The sequence below is a fragment of the Kribbella sp. NPDC005582 genome, from assembly GCF_040605415.1.
Lineage (GTDB): Bacteria > Actinomycetota > Actinomycetes > Propionibacteriales > Kribbellaceae > Kribbella.
The window spans coordinates 506,263-523,505 of record NZ_JBEXCU010000001.1 but is presented as its reverse complement, the minus strand read 5'-3'; the positions used below and the strand labels follow the sequence as shown (position 1 = coordinate 523,505).

Sequence of the window (17,243 nt, the reverse complement as noted above, 5' to 3'; positions counted from 1 at the left end):
TCAAGCCTCTACACTGATCCGCATGATTCGCCGTCACCCCCTGGCCGAGCAGGCCGCCGAGGAGCTCCTGCGCCGGATCGGCAGCGGTGAATGGGCGCTCGGCGCCAAGCTGCCAGGTGAGACGACGCTGGCCGCGCAGCTCGGTGTCGGGCGGTCGACGATCCGCGAGGCGGTCCGCGAGCTCGCCGGCCGCCGGGTGCTGGAGAGCCGGCAGGGTGCGGGCGTGTTCGTGATCGGTCATCAGGCCGCGGAGGACTGGGACCAGGTGCTCCGCCGGGCCGACATCACCGACGTGCTGGAAGGGCGGATGGCGATCGAGACCGAGGCGGCTCGGCTCGCCGCATCCCGCCGTACGCCGGCTGATCTGAAGAGCTTCCGCTACACGCTGAAGGACCGCCTCGACGCGTCCGAGAAGTCACCGGACGACTGGTACGTCGAAGCCGATCTCGCTTTCCACCGCGCCTTGGTCACCGCGGCGCACAACACCGTGCTGTCGGAGCTGTTCGACGCGTTCGTACCGCGGATCCGCACCACGATGCTCGACATGCTGAGGCTCGACGACCAGCACCGGCATCGCCACGACCAGGCGGCTCATGTGGCAATCGCGGACGCCGTACGGGATCGGGATCCGGAGCTCGCCGCCGGGCGCTGCCGCGAGCACCTGGCCGCGGTGCGCAGCAGCGTCGCCTAGGACGTATAGCGGGTCTGGACCGAGCGCAGCCAATGCGCGAAGGCGTCGAGCTCCTCGACGTTGTCGAGCGAGATGCGCAGCGGTCGGGTACGCCGGTCGACCGGGTGTAGCTGGATCGTCCGCGCGCCGGTGAAGCCGGTGGGTTCGTCGATCTGCGCGATCCCGGACCAGGGCAGCCGGCGACCGCGGCTGACGCCGTCGGCGTCGATCGTGACGACAGGCCGGTTCGCGATCAGCTGCCAGAGCGTCAGACCGGTCCCGTAGATGAACGCGGCCAGCGCCGTCAGGCGCAGTACGCCGATGGTCCCGGAGATGCCGTCGGAGCGCAGATGGTCCAGGTTCGTCGCGAGCGACGCGAGCATGAGCAGGCCGAACGCGGTCAGCCGCAGGTAGAGGCGGCCGCGACGCGGTGGGAACACCACGCGGCCGGCCTCCTCCAACTGCGTGTTCCAGGCATCCGCAGGAGGCATCAGGCGACCCAGGTCGCCGCGTGCTCGGCGGCGGTCGGCGGGTCCGCGCCGTGCCTGGTGCAGGTGATCGCAGCCGCCTTGACGGCGTAATCGACCACGTTCTCCAGGCTCTCCAAGGTCAGCCCGGCCAAGCGGGTTTCACCGAGCAGGTTCTGACCGTTCAGACCAGCGATCAGCGCTGCCATGAACGAGTCGCCCGCACCGACGGTGTCGACGACGTCGATCTTCGGCGCGGTCACGTCGATCCGGCCCTCGCGGCTGATCCCGAGCGCGCCCTCGCCGCCGCGGGTGATCACGACACACTGCGTCCGCGGAACGCTCAGCAACTCGACCGCGATCGACTCGGGCGACTGCCCCGGCCGCAGGAACTCACAGTCCTCATCACTCAGCTTCACGAGATCCGACAGCGCCGCCAACTCCCGTACGGCGGCCCACGTCGACACCGGATCCGGAGTGATCGTCGGGCGCGCGTTCGGGTCGAGCGTCACGGTGACGGGCTGGTCCGCGAGCGTCTTGAGGAAATCACGGATCGCCGTGGCCCCCGGCTCGAGCACGGTCGCGATCGAGCCGGTGTGCACCGCAGGGCAACCACGCGACAACGACAACGCGGGCGGCTCCCACGTGATGTCGAACTGGTACGACGCGACTCCGGCCGCGTCGAGCGTGGCGGTCGCCGTACTGGTCCGGAAGCCTGGGTCCACCGAGCCCGGCGACAGCTGAACGCCGTTGCCGAACAGGTGCGCGCCGAGCTGATCGCCGTACGGGTCGGTGCCGAAGCGCGTCACCAACTGAGTCGGTACGCCGAGCCGCGCCAAGCCCACCGCCACGTTCGCCGGGGAGCCGCCGGGCGTCGCCTTCGGCTTGCCGTTCCCGTTCCGCGTCGTCTTCGGGCCGGTGCTGACGATGTCCACCAGCGCCTCGCCGATGACGAGAGTCGGTGCACTCATCTGGCGTGTTCGAAGTCGATGGCGGAGTAGGCGCGGAGCTTGGCGAGTTGGTGGACGCTCTCGATGCTGCGGATCGTGCCGCTGCGCGAGCGCATCACCAGCGAGTGCGTGCGGGCGGTCGAGCGGCCGTAGCGGACGCCGCGCAGGAGTTCGCCGTCGGTGATGCCGGTGGCGACGAAGAAGCAGTCGTCACCGCTGACCAGGTCGTCGGTGTCGAGGACGCGGTCGAGGTCGTGACCAGCGTCGATCGCCTTCTGGCGCTCGTCGTCGTCGGTCGGCCAGAGCCGGCCCTGGATCTTGCCGCCCAGACACTTCATCGCGCAGGCCGCGATGATGCCCTCCGGCGTACCGCCGATGCCGAGCAGCATGTCCAGACCTGTATCCGGCCGCGCGGCCTCGAGTGCACCGGCCACGTCACCGTCGCTGATGAACTTGATCCGCGCACCGGTCGCCCGGATCTGGGTGGCCAGCTCGTTGTGCCGCGGCCGATCCAGCAGTACGACGGTGACGTCGTCGACCGTCGAGCCCTTCGCCTTCGCGACCCGGCGGATGTTCTCGGCGACCGGCAGCCGGATGTCGACCACATCGGCCGCCTCCGGACCGACCACGAGCTTCTCCATGTAGAACACCGCGGACGGGTCGTACATCGAGTTGCGCGCCGACACCGCCATCACCGCGATGCCGTTGTTCATGCCCTTCGCGACGAGCGTCGTACCGTCGACGGGGTCGACCGCGACGTCGCACTCCGGGCCGTCACCGCCACCGACCTGCTCACCGTTGTAGAGCATCGGGGCGTTGTCCTTCTCGCCCTCGCCGATCACGACGACGCCGTTCATCCCGACCGTGCCGATCAGGGTGCGCATCGCGTTCACCGCCGCGCCGTCGGCGCCGTTCTTGTCGCCGCGACCGACCCAGCGACCGGCCGCCATCGCGGCCGCCTCGGTGACCCGGACCAGTTCGAGCGCGAGGTTGCGGTCGGGCGCATGCGCCTCGACCTCCAAGTGGGCAGGCGGAGTCGTCGGGTCACTCATGCCAGGGATCGTAGCCAACTGGGTGATCGGACCTCTGAGAGGGCGTCTACGGACACCTCGCCTACTGCGCTGCACTCGGCGCGGCATCTCGCCGCACTGGAGGAAAGGCCACGATGGAAAAGCATCGAGGCCTCCCCTCCAGCACACCGAGCTACCACACCGAGCACATGCTCGCTACGGCGAGGAGCCCGCAGACACCCTCTAGCCAGGATGCGACACTCATGTCATGAGTTCGACTGGTCAGGGTTCGGCCGAGGCGCGGGAAAAGGCCCGGGCGCGCGCGGAAGCGATCGCTTATCGCGAGCAGAACGCGAAGGACCGGGCGAAGGCGCGGACGCTACCCAACATGTTCTGGGCGCTGCTGGCCTGCTTCGTCGTGGTCGCCTTCCTGATGATCGTCACCTGGCGGCCGAAGGAGGAGAAGGTCCGCGCGGTCGAGTACTCCGCTCAGCTGGAGGACGCTCGCAAGGTCGCTTCCTGGGTCCGCGGCCCGTCGCCGATGCCGGGCGGATGGGCCGCGACGAGCGTCGAGTTCCGCGCGCCCGAGCAGGCGCCGATGACCTGGCACCTCGGCGTCGTCACCGACGCGAAGAAGTACGTCGGGCTCGAGCAGTCCAACGTCACCGGGCCGAAGTATCAGTCCGACGAGCTCGGCCGCACCTCCGACGACGGTACGGCGACGGTCGGCGGGGTCACCTGGCAGCGCAAGGTGCTGCTCGACCGCAAGGACGAAAAAGCCTTGGTGCTGGTCGGTTCCGGCGTCACCACGATCGTCACCGGCAACGCCGGCTACCCCGCGCTCGAAACGTTTGCTTCGTCCCTGCGCTGACACGGATCTGCCCAGTGGCCGGACGCCCGTTGACAGGGTCGGCGGCCTCGCGGTTCGATCGATGTCTCGGCTTGCCACTCGGGGACAGCGCGAAGGAGCACCGTCGTGCCCACCGTTCCCCGGTTGCGGAGTTGATCCGCCGATGTTCGTCACGGGGTTGCTGCTGGCCGCCGAGAGTTCCCCACACCTCGGCGTACCGTGGCAGTCGCTCGCCTATCACGGCGAAACCCTGCTCGGATCCACGCTGGAAACCGCCCGCGAATGCGGTTTCGACCAGCTGATCGTCACCCTCGGTACGGCGTCCGAGCAGATCCACGACCACGTAGACCTCGACGGCGTCCGCGTCGTCGAGTCCCCGCACGCCGACACCGGCAGCTCGTCGATCGTCCCAGCTCTGGACGCGGTCGACCGCCGTACCGACGGGATCGTCGTCCTGCTCGGCGACCAGCCCGGCATCACTCCTGCCGCCGTCTGGTCCCTGGTCGCCGAAGTCGCCGGCCCCTCCACCCCGCTCGGCATCAGCCACTACGACGACGGCCCCGGCTACCCGGTCTGGTTCGCCCGCGAACTCTTCGGCGGCCTCCGCCAGCTCCGCACCGACGACGACCTCTGGCAACTCACCGACCACCACCCGGTCACCCAAGTAGATGCCATAGGCAACATCCCGCCCCGGATCCGCACCTGGCCCGACTACGAACAGTCCCTGGCCGGCCACGCCCCCTTCACCCCCGCCGCCCTCGACGACTCCCCACCCCACGCCCCCCTCCCCACCCGCCGCCGACGCCGCCGAAGCGCCCACTGACCCCCGGCCGTCGCGCTGGCCCTCCCGCGCCATAGGCCACCACCCCCGGCCGCCGCACCCACCACCCACTGCGCCCGCGCCAACCGCCGCCACCTTGCGACATCGCGTGGAGCCCCTCGCCACGCCGCCCGCCCGTTACCCCTCCCCGGCGGACCGCCACCACTGTCTAACCTGAGGCGGCGGCCGGGATTCACGCTCAGCGGCGGCTCCGGGAGAGCGATCTGATGCGGTTGGACAGTGGCGGACGTCCGGACCGCCACGCCATCACAACTGGTCGCCCGGCGGCAGCTCACGCGGGGGGAGTGGCGGCAGCGAGCAATTGTGATGGCCCTGGCGTCCGCCCTACGCGGTGCCGGTGAGGCGGAGGCCGACGACGCCGACCAGGATGAGCGCGATGCACGCCAAACGCGCGGGCGTGAGCTGCTCGTTGAAGAGCAGGACGCCGAGCACGACGACGCCGACCGAACCCAACCCGGTCCAGACGGCGTACGCCGTGCCGATCGGAAGACGATCGAGCGTCCGCCCGAGCAGGTAGACCGACGTGATGCCGAACACGAGCACCCCGACCGTCGGCCAGAGCCGGGTGAAGCCTTCGCTGGGTTTCATGCTCAGCGCGAAGGCGATCTCGAAAGCCGCGGCGGCGAGCAGGAGGAGCCACGCCATCAGGCCGCCAAGGCTCCGCGCAGATGCCGCTGGGTGACCGTGGCAACGCGAGCGCCAAGCGCATGCGCAGTCCGCAGATCAGTAGCCGGAGGCGCCTTCTCCGCCGAGAGATCCGCGTCGGACTGCGCCATCGCGCCGAGCCAACTGCCGAGCCGATTCAGGTCCTCGATGCTCGCGGTGCTTTCAGCCCAGCCCGGGTAGATGTCCAGGCCGACCCAGATCATCCCGTGCTGTGCCGCGAAGACGGCCAGGTCGACCAGGCTGTTCAGCTTGTCGCCGGACATCGCCTTCGAGTTCGTGAACCCCGCGGCGATCTTGTCCCGCCATCCAAGATTGTCACCCCAGACCTTCGCGCTCGCCTCCGCGAACGCCTTGAAGACCGCACTCGGACTCCCCATGTACGTCGGCGCCCCGAACACGATCGCGTCAGCCGCGGCCAGCGTGGCCCAGACCTCGTCGGTCAGCTCGTCCAGCGCAACCAGCTCCGCGCTGGTCCCCGGCACCGACAGCGCCCCGGCCGCGACGGCCTCGGCCTGCTTCCCGGTGTGCCCGTACCCGGAGTGGTACGCGATCGCGATCCGGGCGGTGGTGTCGCTCATTCTTTCCTCCAGAAGCTCTTGCGGACTACAGTCCGTCTTATGGACGACAGTAGCGGACCGCAGTCCGTTTCACAACGGCAGCTTCCGGTTGTCGACACCCCACGCCCCGAGCGCGCCGACGCCCGCCGCAATCGCCTTCGAGTGTTGGAGGCCGCCGACCGGCTGTTCACCCAGCACGGCGTGAAGAACGTGTCGCTGGACGCGATCGCCGCCGAGGCAGGCGTCGGCAAAGGCACGGTCTTCCGCCGCTTCGGCGACCGTGCCGGCCTGGCCGTCGCGCTCCTCGACGAACGCGAACAAGAACTCCAGGCCAAGATCCTGACCGGCCCGCCACCTCTAGGCCCCGGGGCTCCCGCCGTCGACCGCGTCGCCGCCTTCCTGACGGCGTACCTGGATCTCCTCGACCGCCACGTCGAACTCTTCATGGACAGCGAGAACGCCTCTGACGGCGCCCGCTACCGCATCGGCTCCTACAACCTCTGGCACCGCCACCTGTCCCACCTCGTCGAACAGTCGCGCCCCGACCTCGACGCCGACCACACCGCCCACGTCCTCCTGGCGCCCCTCGCCGCCGACCTCCACCAGGCTCTCCGTGACCGAGGCTTCTCTCTCGACCGCCTCAAAACAGGCTCAGAAGCGCTCGCTAGAGCACTGCTGACAGCCTGAGTTCTGGGAGGTTCCCGAGGGATGAGTGGGTGCGGCGTCGGTGAGGGCACGGCCGGCACCGGTGCCCCAGTGATCGGGATGCACATAGAGCGCGTAGAGCTCGCCGGTCAGGGCGACGTACAGGCGTGATCGGCCGGCAGCGAGGCTGGCTGCCCAGGAGGTGGCGATCGCCTCGGCGTTCATGGTGTCGAGGAAGTCCTGGGGCATCAGGCCCGTGAAGGCTGCTCGCCAGCTGGCTATGCGAGCCTCGGCGGCTTCCGTAGGTCGCCGGTGCGGGCTGGTCGACCAGCATCACTTGGTCTTTTCTTCGGTGGCTTCCTGGGCCTTGGTGAGACGCTCGCGGGCGCCTTCGAGCCAGGACTGGCAGGTGCCGGCGAGGGCTTCGCCGCGCTCCCAGAGGGCCAGGGACTCCTCGAGGGTGGTACCGCCGGCTTCGAGCTTGCGGACGACCTCGACGAGCTCCTCGCGGGCCTGCTCGTAGGACATCTCGGGTCGGTCCGTTGTCATTCCTTCTCCTCGGGCTGGACTTCTACGGCGAATCGGCCGTCGGTGACTCGTGCTTGCAGTACGTCGCCTGCCGTGACCTGCGCCAGCTCACGGACCGCCGTACCGTCGGGGAGCTGGAGAACCGAGTAGCCGCGCTCCAGCGTCGCCTTGGGGGACAGGGCCCGGACGCTGGCCAGGCGGTGTGCGATGTCGTCGGCGGCGCGGTCCAGACGATGCGTGAGAGTACGACGGCTGCGGTCGAGCAACGCAGTGATCTCGTCGGAACGCCGCTGAATGCCCGTCACTGGCGCGGCCAAAGCCGGGCGACTGCGGATCGCGGCCAGCGCATGCGCCTCGCGATCCAGCCAGCTCGTGATGGCGCGCAGACCGCGGTCACGCAGCAGGCGCACGCCGTCGAGCTCCTCACGCACATCGGGGACGATCCGCTTCGCGGCGTCGGTCGGGGTCGATGCGCGCAGATCCGCGACCAGGTCGAGCAGTGGGGAGTCCGGTTCGTGGCCGATCGCGCTCACGACCGGGGTCTTCGCCTGCGAAACCGCCCGGATCAGCCCCTCATCGGAGAACGGCAGCAGATCCTCCAGCGACCCACCGCCGCGCGCGATCACGATCACCTCGACCGCCTCGTCGGCGTCCAGCCGCCGCAACGCCTGCATGACCTCACCGGCCGCGGACGGTCCCTGCACCGACGCATACTCGATCCGGAACGCGACCGCCGGCCACCGCCGCTTCGCGTTCTCCAGTACGTCGCGCTCCGCGGCAGAGTCCCGCCCGCAGACCAGACCGATCGTGTGCGGCAGGAACGGCAGCCGCTTCTTGCGATGCGCCGCGAACAATCCCTCCGCCGCCAGCAACTGCTTCAGCCGCTCGATCCGCGCCAGTAGCTCGCCGATCCCGACATGCCTGATCTCGCTGACCGCCAGCGCGAGCGTGCCCCGGCGGGCAAAGAAGTTCGGCTTGGCGTTCACGACCACCCGCGACCCGTCCGCCACCGGCGGATCCACCGCCTCGAACACCCGCCGATTACACGTGAACCGCAACGAGATGTCCGCATCCGTGTCCCGCAAGGTCCCGAACACGGTCGTCGTCCCGCGCCCGATCGACACGTCCGTCAGCTGTCCCTCGACCCACACCGCGCCGAGCTGATTGATCCAGCTGGCAATCCCGTTCGCAATCGTGCGAACGGCTGCAGGTGCATCCGGGGAGGTCTCCAAAGCCACCCCCAGACCCTACGGCCCCCCTCCGACAAAACCCCGCAGCACCTACCGTCGAGTCATGCGCCCGCTTCTCCTGCTCGACGTCGACGGCCCGCTCAACCCGTACGCCGCCGACCAGCCGCCGCCCGGTTATCTGCGGCACGAGATCGTCGAGGGGGACAGGTCGTGGGTCGTGCATCTCAATCCGCAGCACGGTGAGGCGTTGCGGGTGCTGACGGCGACCTTCGACCTGGTGTGGGCCAGCAGTTGGGAGCACGGCGCCAACCGCCTGCTGTCGCCGCTGCTCGGACTGCCGCAGCTGCCGACAATCCTCTGGCCGGACCGTACGCCGGTCGCCCGCGGCTCGTGGAAGACGCCGTACGTCGCGAAGTGGGTCGGCGACTGTCCGTTCCTGTGGGTGGACGACGGGGTGGATGCCGAGGATGCCGCGCAGTTCCCTGCGGATCACCAGCTCGTGTGGCCCGTGGATCCGCGGATCGGGCTGACTCCGGCCGACTTCGCCGCGATCGGAAAAGCCTTTGCGGCCAACGCGAAATGGCCGCATTCTTGAGGAGAAGAACACCTCCCGGGGGAGCCGTCCGGACAGGGCGGACGGCTCCCCGACGTACTTCCTGTTGCCATGGGCAACTAGCGGCCCCTGGTGCGAGATTTGCCGTGAGCTGGCTCACATGGTGCGGCCCCGTACGATGGGGGACGTGACTGCCCAGCCTGAAGACACTGGTACGACGACCGCCGTGCGGACGAAGCGGGTGCTGCTTGCCGCGCCTCGGGGGTACTGCGCCGGCGTGGACCGGGCGGTCGTGGCGGTGGAGAAGGCGCTCGACCTGTACGGCGCGCCGGTCTACGTGCGCAAGGAGATCGTCCACAACAAGTACGTCGTGGAGACCCTGACGAACCGGGGTGCGATCTTCGTCGACGAGACCGACGAGGTGCCGGAGGGTCAGACGGTGATCTTCTCGGCGCACGGCGTGTCGCCGGTGGTGCATGCCGAGGCGGCGGCGCGGCAACTGAAGACGATCGACGCGACCTGCCCACTGGTGACGAAGGTCCACCACGAGGCGAAGCGCTTTGCGGCGACCGACTTCGACATTCTGCTGATCGGGCACGAGGGCCACGAAGAGGTCGTCGGGACCCACGGTGAGGCGCCGCAGCACACCACGATCGTGGACGGACCGGACGACGTACCCAACGTCACCGTGCGGGACCCCGAGAAGGTGGTCTGGCTGTCGCAGACGACGCTGTCGGTGGACGAGACGATGGAGACCGTCCGGCGGCTGCGGGAGAAGTTCCCGCTGCTCCAGGACCCGCCCAGCGACGACATCTGCTACGCGACGCAGAACCGCCAGGTCGCGGTCAAGAAGATGGCCCCCGAGGTCGACCTGATGCTGGTCGTCGGCTCGCGGAACTCGTCGAACTCGGTCCGCCTGGTCGAGGTCGCCCTCGAGTACGGCGCCAAGACCGGTCACCTGGTCGACTACGCCGCCGAGATCGACGAGAAGTGGCTCGACGGGGTCGAGTCGGTCGGGCTGAGCAGTGGTGCGAGCGTGCCGGAGATCCTCGTCCGCGACGTTCTGCGCTGGCTCGCCGAGCGTGGCTACTCCGACGTTCAGGAGGTCACCACCGCCGAGGAGAGTCTCACCTTCGCCCTGCCGCGCGACCTGCGGGCGGACCTGAAGGCGGCCGGACGGCCGACCACCGGCACCTCCGACCACGCCTGGACCCTCTAAGCGCCGTCGTACTCCGCCTGGGACGCGGTGATGGCACTGATGTGCTCCTCGGCCCAGTCGCTCACCGCGGTCAGCGGTCCGATCAGCGAGCTGCCCATCGGGGTCAGTGTGTAGACCACGCGCGGCGGGACCTCGGCGAACACCTCGCGCGTGACCAGGCCGTCGCGCTCGAGCCGGCGCAGGGTCTGGGTGAGCACCTTGGGTGCGACGCTGCCGATGCCGTCGCGCAGCTCGGTGAAGCGCAGCGGGCCGTGCTGCAGGAGCAGCACCGCCAGTGCCGTCCATTTGTCGCCGATCCGATCCAGGATCACGCGCGTACCGCATGCCGGGTTGAAGAGGTCGCCCCGCTCGTACTGCCCATTAGTTACCACAAGGTACTTATAGCACGTTGAAGTAGCTGGTTACCAATGGATACTATTGCTGAACAAGTTGAGAATTCATCTTCCGGAGGGAACAGCATGAAGATCGCGGTCTATGGCGCAAGTGGCATGGTCGGTAGCCGGATCGTCGCTGAGGCGGCGGCTCGCGGGCACGAGGTCACCGGCGTGACGCGTTCCGGCGCCGAGCTTCCGGCCGGCGTACGGAGTGTGCAGGCCAGCGCGAACGACGTCGCGTCGGTCAAGGAGATCGTCGGCGACGCGGACGTGGTCGCCGTGGCGCTCGGCCCGAGCCGGACCGGTGGCGACCACCAGGAGTACCTCGACGCGATCGACAACCTGATCGCGGCGGTTCGCGGTACGGAGACCCGGCTGCTGGTCGTGGGTGGCGCCGGCGGCCTGACCATCAACGGTCAGCGGGTGCTCGACGGTCCGGACTTCCCGGCCGAGTACCGGCCGGAGTCGTTGACCGTCGCCAACGCGCTGGAGACGCTGCGCGGCACCGACGAGAGCGTGAACTGGACGATGCTGCACCCGCCGTTCGTGATCCAGCCGGGCGAGCGCACCGGCACCTTCCGCCTCGGCCTCGACGAGCCGGTCGGCTACGAGATCTCGTCCGAGGACTTCGCGATCGCGGTGCTCGACGAGTTCGAGAAGCCGGCGCACAACCGGAAGCGGTTCACGGTCGGCTACTGAGCCTTTCGCAGCGGGACCTGCTCGGGTGAGCAGGTCCCGCTGTCGTTTCAGTTGAAGGGATCGAGCGTCAGGTAGGCCTGCGCCGGGTTGCCGTCGTGGACGAGCGCCTCGTGGGCGCCGACGTCGTCGAAGGCGAATCCGTACGCCTTGCCGTCGACCATCTGCTCGTGGATCTTCTTCGAGTACTGGTTGGTGACGCTGTCCTGATAGAAGTTCGCGCTGCTCGGGTCGGGCTGGTTGGAGTTGATCAGCAGCGTCGACCGGTTGTAGCCCGCGCAGAGCGTGCGTGAGATCGGGCCGCGGACCAGATCGTTCGGTGCGTCGAGGAACTTGAAGCATCCGAAGACGCTGGCCGAGTCGGGCTTCTGGAACGACGTGACCGTCTGGCCGGCGCCGTTGGTGAAGTTCATCGTGTTGCCCGACACGCGGCCGTAGTACTTGGTGTTCGGCTGGTCGGTGAACGGCGTGACCGTCAGGGTCTGCGAGCTGTACTTCGACCAGACCCGGTTGATGTAGTCGTCCATCGCGTTCGCGGGCAGTCCGCCGGTCTCCACGCCGTACAAGGGGGCCAGGGCGCGCAGGATCGAACCGTTCGGCGCGGTGTGGATCAGGCCGCTCCAGCCGCCGGGCTGGTTGCGAAGTGAGTTGAAGAAGGCGTTGTAGCCGCCGGGCTTGAGATGCCCGGTGCTCTTGACGGCTCCGCCACCGGACGGTTGCACGCCGACGGCGTACGGGATCGAGAACATGTCGACCTGAGTGCTGTTGATCCACAGGCCGGCGTCGTTCAGCGTGTACTCCGACGAGCTGAACAGGATGTTGCGGTTGGGGTCGGACGGGTTCTGGACCGCGGGCTGCACCAGGCCGCCGGTGGTCAGTTTGAAGACCAGCTTCTGCCCGTACGAGAACCAGACCCGGCCGGAGAACTTCGGCATCTGGATGGTGATCGACTGGCCGTTGGCCGGGCCGGCGATCGAGGCGTCCGGCGCCGGGGTCGGCGGGTTGCCGCCGGCCGGCCACGCGTGGAAGGCGCCCGACGCGTCGGCCCAGCCCTGCTGGCCGGTCGTCAGGTTCGTGCCGAGGTTGTAGATGTAGAGGGCGTCACCACGGCCCGAGTTGTTGCTGATCTTCAGCGGGATGGTCGCCGGTACGGCGGCCGCCGGCGTACCGCTGCCGGCGGTGAGTAGACCGGCCGCGGTCACCAGAGCCGCGACGATCGCCGGGAGATGGAGTCTTCTGCGCATATTTCCTCCTCAGAGGGGCGGGTGTCTGAGAGCGCTCTCATCGTCACGTGAATTCACCCCAAGCTGTCAACAGCTCACTGTTGTCGGATCTCCGCCAACTTGATCCAATAGCAGTGTGTGATCCATCGAACACACTGCGTCGTTTCAAGGTTTCCGCCCCTCCGCCGCTCCCCGACATGCGAGGTCGTACCAGGCAGGAGATCATCAGGCCTTGGGTCGACCAGATCTCAGTGAGGAAGGGAAGCAATGGCAGGCACGATCTGGATCCCCGGAGCCGAACGGCTGACGCCGTCCTCCCCCGGTGGCACCATCACCTCGAAAGCACCGCCCCGCGTGGTCTGGCACACCACCGAGGCCGACCCCGGTACGTCGACCGTCTGGTCCGCGATGGTCCGGGTTCTGCGCAACAAGTCCGCCGAACCGCAAGTGCTCTACGACCCGCTGACCGACCGGCTCGGGCAGTTCATGCCGCTGAACGTCAGCGGCCGGGCCCTGCGCAACGACGGCGCGACGCTGACGAACCGGGTCGGCCGCATCTGTATCCAGATCGAGGTGATCGGCCGCTCCGCCAAGCCGTTCACCGACTATTGGCGGCCGGGCAAGAACTTCCGCGCGTTCATGGCCGCGCTCCGGTCCTGGGGAATTCCCGAGACCTGGCCGGCCGGGCCGCCCCCGCGATTCATCGCCAGTCCGCCGCACAACGTGCCAGAGTCACCCCGCAGCCGGGTGGTCTGGCTGAACCGGGGCGGTCATTACGGTCACAGCCAGATCCCCGGGAACGATCACGGGGATCCAGGGGGCATCAGTACCACCGCATTGTTCGCCGCAGGCGGCACGACACCGAAGGAGCTGTTCACCGTGGGGCAGTACGAGAACCTGATGCAGCAGATCAAGAACGAGGGCGCCGCCACCCGCCAGGAGGTTCGCCGGACGGCGATCTGGTCGCTGCGGTACGGCATCCAGACCGAGGACGAGCGGGCCCGCGCGGACAAGGCGTTCGACGACGCGATCGAGGCCGGCAAGTCGCTCGCCGAGGCGATCGCGGCGGTGGCGGCCATCATGCGGCCGATCGACGCGGATCTCGAGTACCGCGCGCGCAAGAACGGATGATTCGAGCAGGGCTGTCGGGCGACACCGCGTAGGTGTTCGAAAACTGTCGGTGGCGTCCGGCACCATCTGTGACATGAGTGGCGCGACGGTATTACTGGTGCTGTTGTTCCTGGTGGTGGGCCTGCTGCTGGGAGCGGGATTCGGCGTGCTGTGGGTCCGTGGTCGCGACGGCGCTGCCTTGGCCCGGATCACGGCCGAGCGGGACGCGGCCGAGGATCGGGTCGTCGAGCTGACCCAGGAGCGGACGGCCGTCGGCCAGCAGATGGGCGGTCAGGCCGTGGTCAAGGAGGCCCTCGACCGGCTGCACGCCCAGCTGAATCAGCTGGAGCAGGGGCGGGCCGCGTGGCAGAGCCAGCTGCACCAACAGGTCAACGAGGTGCGGATGAGCGGCGAGGCGCTGCGTCGCGAGACGGCGTCATTGTCGACCGCACTCCGAAAACCTCAGGTCCGCGGCCGCTGGGGCGAGCTGCACCTGCGCCGGACGGTCGAGCTCGCCGGGATGGTCGCGCACTGCGACTTCACCGAGCAGACGACCACCTCGGGCGAGGACGGGCTGCTGCGGCCGGACCTCGTTGTACGGCTGGCTGAGGGCAAGAATCTGGTGGTCGACTCCAAGGTGCCGCTGGCGGCGTTCCTGGAGGCGGCCGAGTCCGATGACCCGGACTTCCAGGAGGACCGGTTGCGGGCGCATGCCCGGCATCTGCGCATCCACGTCGACCAGCTCTCCGCGAAGGCGTACTGGACGCGGTTGTCGCCGACACCGGAGTTCGTGATCCTGTTCGTGCCGGGGGAGTCGTTCCTCTCCGCCGCGCTCGATGTCGAGCCGTCGCTGCTGGAGTATGCGGCCGAGCGCCGGGTGATCCTGGCGACGCCGACCACGCTGATCGCGACGCTCCGAGCCGCGGCGTACGCGTGGAACCAGTCGGCGCTGACCGAGTCCGCACAGCAGGTCTTCGAGCTCGGCCGCGAGTTGTACGACCGGTTGTCGGTGATGGGAGACCACCTTGGCCGGGTCGGTCGCTCTTTGAGCTCGGCCGTCGAGGCCTACAACGGCACGGTCGGTTCGTTCGAGCGGCGCGTCTTCATCACTGCTCGCAAGCTGCGCGACCTGCATGTCACCGAGGCCGAGCTCACTGCGATGGAATCGATCGAGGCTTCGGTTCGTCCCCTCACAGCACCGGAGTTCCTGGTCGCTGACGACCAGGAACCCATTCGGCGTTGGCCGCTCCCGGATACTCCGCAGCATCCGCCGTTGGCCCCGCCCCAGGCCGGCTGACCCGGCCGGCTGACTCAGCGCTGCTTGCAGTCCATCGCCAGGAACGAGTAGCCCTTGGCCGCCAGCAACGTGAGCGCCTTGTCGAGCGCGGCCACGGTCTGAGCGCGGTCCCCACCACCGTCATGCATCAGGATGATGTTGTGGTTGTGCGCGTAGGTCATGATGTTCTGCACGATCGCGTTGGTGCCCGGACGGGCCCAGTCCCGCGGGTCGACGTCCCAGAGCACCTGGACCATGCCGGCCGCCTTGATGTCCGCGCGCACCTTCGGGTTGCTCGCGCCGTACGGCGGGCGGAAGCAGGTCGACTTCGGTCCGTCGAAGATCTGCCGGTGCCGCTCGGCCGCCGAGATCGCGGTCAGCTGCGGGTGCGAGATCGAGTGACTGCCGATGGTGTTGCCTGCGGCAAGTACTTGCTCACGCAGTCCGGGATGCGCGGCCTGCATGTTGCCGAGCTCGAAGAAGGTCGCGTGCGCGTTGTGCTTGGCCAGCACCTGCAGGATCTTCGGCGTCCAGTACGGGTCGGGGCCGTCGTCGAAGCTGAAGAAGAGCACCTTCTTGTTCTTGCCCTTGACCAGGTTCGCGGTCGGGTCGCCGGCCGGCTTACCCGGTGTCGACGGCGGGTTGTCCGGCGTCTGAGTCGCCTGACCTGACGGCTCGCTGGCCGGTGCGTTGTTCGGCGGCGGCGGTGACGTCTGCGTGGTCGCGGCGGCCGGATGTGGCTGACGTTCGTGTCCCAGCGCCAGGACCACTAACGCACCGGCGACGATGACCAGCGCCACCCCGGTTGCGATGAATGCGGCGAACTTTCGGGACATGATGCTCCCTTGTCTTCAGGCGGATGTTCCCCAGTCGCTCCCGCTCAAGGAGCCTCACACTCAGAAGACGCCTGAACCTCTGCTGTGGTTGGCATCATCGTGTTGCGGTGAGGTCTCAGCGGCTTCACCACGGTGGCCGGCGTACCGCGGTGATACAGCCTGCCCTCGAGTGCCTTCGCGCTCGCGACCAGTACGAAGCTCATGCTCACCAGCAACGCCCACGCCCCGAACTTCGCCGGATGGACCAGTCGCCACACGCTGACCTGGTCGGGGTAGTTCCACGCGTCCAGGAAGGTGCCGAAGTTCTCCGCGATCCACAAGAAGAAGCCGATCAGTACGAACGACAGCGCGAGCGGCATCCGATAACGCCGTACGCCGACGCTGAAGAACACCCACGTACGCCGCAGGAACCAGAGCAGTGTCAGCGCGATCGGGATCCGCAGATCGGGGATCCAGTGATGCGTGAAGAAGTTCGCATAGATCAGTACGGCGAGGATCGTCGTCGCGATCGGGCGGTAGCCACTGACCCGCAGGTCGAACCGTCGCCACGCCTGACAGATGTAGCTGCCGACCGCGGCGTACATGAAACCGGCGAACAGCGGTACGCCGCCGAACTTCGTGACCGCATCCCCGGGGTACTGCCAGGAGCCGATCCGGACCTTGAAGAGTTCCAGCCCGAGGCCGACCAGGTGGAAGCCGAAGATGACCGCGACCTCGCGCCAGGTCTCCAGGCGGACCACCCAGAACAGCAGTGTCAGCGTCAGGCAGTAGATGAGCAGGGCGTCGTACCGGGCGATCGGGAGGTCGACGTACTTGGAGATCGCGAGGCCGGCGAAGAGGAACGCCGGGAAGAGGCACGAGACCAGTTCCAGCAGGCCGAAGCGCAGGAACTGCAGGCAACCGAACACGAAGCGTGAACGACTGGGGGCGAGATCTCTCCAAGTGGTCACAGACTGGAGACGTCGCTTGCCCTCGGGTGGTTCGACCGGATACCTATCGAGATTCGATGGGAGGAGCCGCGATGGAACCGAAAGTGGTCTACGAGACGGATCGGTTGGTCGTGCGCGACTGGACGTCGACCGACGGTGACCGGGTCTTCGACATCTACCGGCGCTGGGAGGTCTCGCGCTGGCTCGGCGCCGACCCCAAGGTGATGGCCGACCGCGACACCGCGAACCGTGTGATCGACCGCTGGAACGAGCGGAACAAGGATCCGCTCTACGGGATCTGGGCCGTCCAGGAGCGAGCGACCGGCACCGTCGCCGGGACCGTGCTGCTGGTGCCGCTCCCCGATCCCTCCGACGGGACCGCGGCGCAAGGCGAGGTAGAGGTCGGTTGGCACTTCCATCCCGACGCCTGGGGCCGCGGCCTGGCCACGGAGGCGGCCCGCGGTGCGATCGAGCACGGTTTCAAGGCCGGCCTGCCGCAGATCTACGCGGTCGTCCGCCCCGACAACGCCGCCTCGCTCGCCGTCTGCCGCCGCCTCGGCATGCGTTCCCTGGGCCGTACGTCGCGCTGGTACGGCGCCGAGCTGGAGTCCTTCCTGATCTGAATTGGGGTCAAGGCGGTGCGGCCGCGTAGT

22 protein-coding genes are annotated in these 17,243 nt (G+C 68.3%); 10 read left to right on the top strand and 12 right to left on the bottom strand.

Going from position 1 to position 17,243, the window contains the following annotated elements; translation table 11 throughout:
* The first annotated feature begins 22 nt into the window (after positions 1-22).
* A complete protein-coding gene (locus tag ABZS29_RS02570; RefSeq protein WP_355457842.1) occupies positions 23-691 on the top strand; it encodes a FadR/GntR family transcriptional regulator in 669 nt (222 codons plus the stop codon).
* Here the strand turns inward: ABZS29_RS02570 and ABZS29_RS02565 are convergent.
* The 3 genes from ABZS29_RS02565 to glpX are packed head-to-tail and all read right to left on the bottom strand — an operon-like array spanning position 688 to position 3,139.
* Positions 688-1,161: a hypothetical protein gene (locus ABZS29_RS02565; protein ID WP_355457840.1), complete on the bottom strand. Its 474-nt coding sequence runs from the start codon at positions 1,159-1,161 to the stop codon at positions 688-690. The two genes, ABZS29_RS02570 and ABZS29_RS02565, sit on opposite strands and share 4 nt — an antisense overlap.
* Positions 1,161-2,108 (bottom strand): carbohydrate kinase, encoded by a 948-nt coding sequence (locus ABZS29_RS02560; protein ID WP_355457838.1) that lies wholly within the window; start codon positions 2,106-2,108, stop codon positions 1,161-1,163. Before ABZS29_RS02560 ends, ABZS29_RS02565 begins: the two co-directional genes overlap by 1 nt.
* On the bottom strand, positions 2,105-3,139 hold the full coding sequence (gene glpX / locus ABZS29_RS02555) for a class II fructose-bisphosphatase (RefSeq protein WP_355457836.1): 1,035 nt from the start codon (positions 3,137-3,139) through the stop codon (positions 2,105-2,107). Before glpX ends, ABZS29_RS02560 begins: the two co-directional genes overlap by 4 nt.
* A gap of 226 nt (positions 3,140-3,365) precedes the next feature.
* Between glpX and ABZS29_RS02550 the strand changes: the two genes are divergently transcribed.
* Positions 3,366-3,968, top strand: a complete 603-nt coding sequence (locus ABZS29_RS02550; RefSeq protein WP_355457834.1) for a DUF4245 domain-containing protein — start codon at positions 3,366-3,368, stop codon at positions 3,966-3,968.
* Between the two features lie 142 nt (positions 3,969-4,110).
* Positions 4,111-4,770, top strand: coding sequence for an NTP transferase domain-containing protein (locus tag ABZS29_RS02545; RefSeq protein WP_355457832.1), 660 nt, complete (start codon positions 4,111-4,113; stop codon positions 4,768-4,770).
* Positions 4,771-5,112: 342 nt separating this feature from the next.
* On the opposite strand, the gene ABZS29_RS02540 is transcribed toward ABZS29_RS02545, so the two are convergent.
* Positions 5,113-5,433, bottom strand: a complete 321-nt coding sequence (locus ABZS29_RS02540) for a multidrug efflux SMR transporter (protein ID WP_355457831.1) — start codon at positions 5,431-5,433, stop codon at positions 5,113-5,115.
* The gene (locus ABZS29_RS02535; protein WP_355457829.1) at positions 5,433-6,032 is read right to left on the bottom strand and encodes a flavodoxin family protein; all 600 of its coding nucleotides are present in this window, start codon (positions 6,030-6,032) and stop codon (positions 5,433-5,435) included. Before ABZS29_RS02535 ends, ABZS29_RS02540 begins: the two co-directional genes overlap by 1 nt.
* Positions 6,033-6,071: 39 nt before the next feature.
* On the opposite strand from ABZS29_RS02535, the gene ABZS29_RS02530 reads away from it, so the two are divergent.
* Positions 6,072-6,698, top strand: coding sequence for a helix-turn-helix domain-containing protein (locus ABZS29_RS02530; protein ID WP_355457827.1), 627 nt, complete (start codon positions 6,072-6,074; stop codon positions 6,696-6,698).
* Here ABZS29_RS02530 and ABZS29_RS02525 read toward each other — a convergent pair.
* The 3 genes from ABZS29_RS02525 to xseA form a co-directional block, all read right to left on the bottom strand.
* Positions 6,663-6,905, bottom strand: a complete 243-nt coding sequence (locus ABZS29_RS02525; RefSeq protein ID WP_355457825.1) for a GNAT family N-acetyltransferase — start codon at positions 6,903-6,905, stop codon at positions 6,663-6,665. The two genes, ABZS29_RS02530 and ABZS29_RS02525, sit on opposite strands and share 36 nt — an antisense overlap.
* Positions 6,906-6,989: 84 nt before the next feature.
* Complete coding sequence (locus ABZS29_RS02520; RefSeq protein WP_355457823.1) at positions 6,990-7,205, bottom strand: exodeoxyribonuclease VII small subunit; 216 nt, start codon at positions 7,203-7,205, stop codon at positions 6,990-6,992.
* Entirely contained in the window at positions 7,202-8,422 is a 1,221-nt protein-coding gene (xseA, locus tag ABZS29_RS02515) for an exodeoxyribonuclease VII large subunit (RefSeq protein WP_355457822.1), read from the bottom strand. The genes ABZS29_RS02520 and xseA overlap by 4 nt, the downstream gene beginning before the upstream one ends.
* 55 nt (positions 8,423-8,477) lie before the next feature.
* Between xseA and ABZS29_RS02510 the strand changes: the two genes are divergently transcribed.
* On the top strand, positions 8,478-8,969 hold the full coding sequence (locus ABZS29_RS02510; RefSeq protein ID WP_355457821.1) for an HAD domain-containing protein: 492 nt from the start codon (positions 8,478-8,480) through the stop codon (positions 8,967-8,969).
* A 136-nt stretch (positions 8,970-9,105) separates the two neighbouring features.
* Positions 9,106-10,146, top strand: coding sequence for a 4-hydroxy-3-methylbut-2-enyl diphosphate reductase (locus tag ABZS29_RS02505; RefSeq protein ID WP_355460813.1), 1,041 nt, complete (start codon positions 9,106-9,108; stop codon positions 10,144-10,146).
* Here ABZS29_RS02505 and ABZS29_RS02500 read toward each other — a convergent pair.
* Positions 10,143-10,457: a helix-turn-helix domain-containing protein gene (locus tag ABZS29_RS02500; protein ID WP_355457819.1), complete on the bottom strand. Its 315-nt coding sequence runs from the start codon at positions 10,455-10,457 to the stop codon at positions 10,143-10,145. The genes ABZS29_RS02505 and ABZS29_RS02500 overlap by 4 nt on opposite strands.
* A 147-nt stretch (positions 10,458-10,604) precedes the next feature.
* On the opposite strand from ABZS29_RS02500, the gene ABZS29_RS02495 reads away from it, so the two are divergent.
* Positions 10,605-11,219, top strand: a complete 615-nt coding sequence (locus ABZS29_RS02495; RefSeq protein ID WP_355457818.1) for an NAD(P)H-binding protein — start codon at positions 10,605-10,607, stop codon at positions 11,217-11,219.
* Between the two features lie 47 nt (positions 11,220-11,266).
* On the opposite strand, the gene ABZS29_RS02490 is transcribed toward ABZS29_RS02495, so the two are convergent.
* A complete protein-coding gene (locus ABZS29_RS02490; protein ID WP_355457816.1) occupies positions 11,267-12,460 on the bottom strand; it encodes a glycoside hydrolase family 64 protein in 1,194 nt (397 codons plus the stop codon).
* A gap of 246 nt (positions 12,461-12,706) precedes the next feature.
* Here ABZS29_RS02490 and ABZS29_RS02485 point away from each other — a divergent pair, with 246 nt between their 5' ends.
* Together ABZS29_RS02485 and ABZS29_RS02480 are read left to right on the top strand one after the other, a co-directional pair.
* Positions 12,707-13,570 (top strand): hypothetical protein, encoded by an 864-nt coding sequence (locus ABZS29_RS02485; protein WP_355457815.1) that lies wholly within the window; start codon positions 12,707-12,709, stop codon positions 13,568-13,570.
* Between the two features lie 73 nt (positions 13,571-13,643).
* Positions 13,644-14,846, top strand: a complete 1,203-nt coding sequence (locus tag ABZS29_RS02480) for a DNA recombination protein RmuC (RefSeq protein ID WP_355457814.1) — start codon at positions 13,644-13,646, stop codon at positions 14,844-14,846.
* A gap of 14 nt (positions 14,847-14,860) precedes the next feature.
* Here ABZS29_RS02480 and ABZS29_RS02475 read toward each other — a convergent pair whose 3' ends face one another.
* Together ABZS29_RS02475 and ABZS29_RS02470 are read right to left on the bottom strand one after the other, a co-directional pair.
* Positions 14,861-15,661 carry a polysaccharide deacetylase family protein gene (locus tag ABZS29_RS02475; protein ID WP_355457812.1) on the bottom strand — a complete coding sequence of 267 codons (801 nt, stop codon included), beginning with the start codon at positions 15,659-15,661 and terminating at the stop codon, positions 14,861-14,863.
* A gap of 44 nt (positions 15,662-15,705) precedes the next feature.
* Positions 15,706-16,611, bottom strand: a complete 906-nt coding sequence (locus tag ABZS29_RS02470; protein WP_355457810.1) for a DUF817 domain-containing protein — start codon at positions 16,609-16,611, stop codon at positions 15,706-15,708.
* A gap of 71 nt (positions 16,612-16,682) precedes the next feature.
* On the opposite strand from ABZS29_RS02470, the gene ABZS29_RS02465 reads away from it, so the two are divergent.
* Positions 16,683-17,213: a GNAT family N-acetyltransferase gene (locus ABZS29_RS02465; RefSeq protein ID WP_355457809.1), complete on the top strand. Its 531-nt coding sequence runs from the start codon at positions 16,683-16,685 to the stop codon at positions 17,211-17,213.
* Positions 17,214-17,243: the final 30 nt, after the last annotated feature.

Coding starts and splice junctions, on each gene's coding strand:
- ABZS29_RS02570 (WP_355457842.1), top strand. CDS start 23: ATGATTCGCCGTCACCCCCTGGCCGAGCAGGCCGCCGAGGAGCTCCTG.
- ABZS29_RS02565 (WP_355457840.1), bottom strand. CDS start 1,161: ATGCCTCCTGCGGATGCCTGGAACACGCAGTTGGAGGAGGCCGGCCGC.
- ABZS29_RS02560 (WP_355457838.1), bottom strand. CDS start 2,108: ATGAGTGCACCGACTCTCGTCATCGGCGAGGCGCTGGTGGACATCGTC.
- glpX (WP_355457836.1), bottom strand. CDS start 3,139: ATGAGTGACCCGACGACTCCGCCTGCCCACTTGGAGGTCGAGGCGCAT.
- ABZS29_RS02550 (WP_355457834.1), top strand. CDS start 3,366: ATGAGTTCGACTGGTCAGGGTTCGGCCGAGGCGCGGGAAAAGGCCCGG.
- ABZS29_RS02545 (WP_355457832.1), top strand. CDS start 4,111: ATGTTCGTCACGGGGTTGCTGCTGGCCGCCGAGAGTTCCCCACACCTC.
- ABZS29_RS02540 (WP_355457831.1), bottom strand. CDS start 5,433: ATGGCGTGGCTCCTCCTGCTCGCCGCCGCGGCTTTCGAGATCGCCTTC.
- ABZS29_RS02535 (WP_355457829.1), bottom strand. CDS start 6,032: ATGAGCGACACCACCGCCCGGATCGCGATCGCGTACCACTCCGGGTAC.
- ABZS29_RS02530 (WP_355457827.1), top strand. CDS start 6,072: ATGGACGACAGTAGCGGACCGCAGTCCGTTTCACAACGGCAGCTTCCG.
- ABZS29_RS02525 (WP_355457825.1), bottom strand. CDS start 6,905: ATGCCCCAGGACTTCCTCGACACCATGAACGCCGAGGCGATCGCCACC.
- ABZS29_RS02520 (WP_355457823.1), bottom strand. CDS start 7,205: ATGACAACGGACCGACCCGAGATGTCCTACGAGCAGGCCCGCGAGGAG.
- ABZS29_RS02510 (WP_355457821.1), top strand. CDS start 8,478: ATGCGCCCGCTTCTCCTGCTCGACGTCGACGGCCCGCTCAACCCGTAC.
- ABZS29_RS02505 (WP_355460813.1), top strand. CDS start 9,106: ATGGGGGACGTGACTGCCCAGCCTGAAGACACTGGTACGACGACCGCC.
- ABZS29_RS02495 (WP_355457818.1), top strand. CDS start 10,605: ATGAAGATCGCGGTCTATGGCGCAAGTGGCATGGTCGGTAGCCGGATC.
- ABZS29_RS02490 (WP_355457816.1), bottom strand. CDS start 12,460: ATGCGCAGAAGACTCCATCTCCCGGCGATCGTCGCGGCTCTGGTGACC.
- ABZS29_RS02485 (WP_355457815.1), top strand. CDS start 12,707: ATGGCAGGCACGATCTGGATCCCCGGAGCCGAACGGCTGACGCCGTCC.
- ABZS29_RS02480 (WP_355457814.1), top strand. CDS start 13,644: ATGAGTGGCGCGACGGTATTACTGGTGCTGTTGTTCCTGGTGGTGGGC.
- ABZS29_RS02475 (WP_355457812.1), bottom strand. CDS start 15,661: ATGTCCCGAAAGTTCGCCGCATTCATCGCAACCGGGGTGGCGCTGGTC.
- ABZS29_RS02465 (WP_355457809.1), top strand. CDS start 16,683: ATGGAACCGAAAGTGGTCTACGAGACGGATCGGTTGGTCGTGCGCGAC.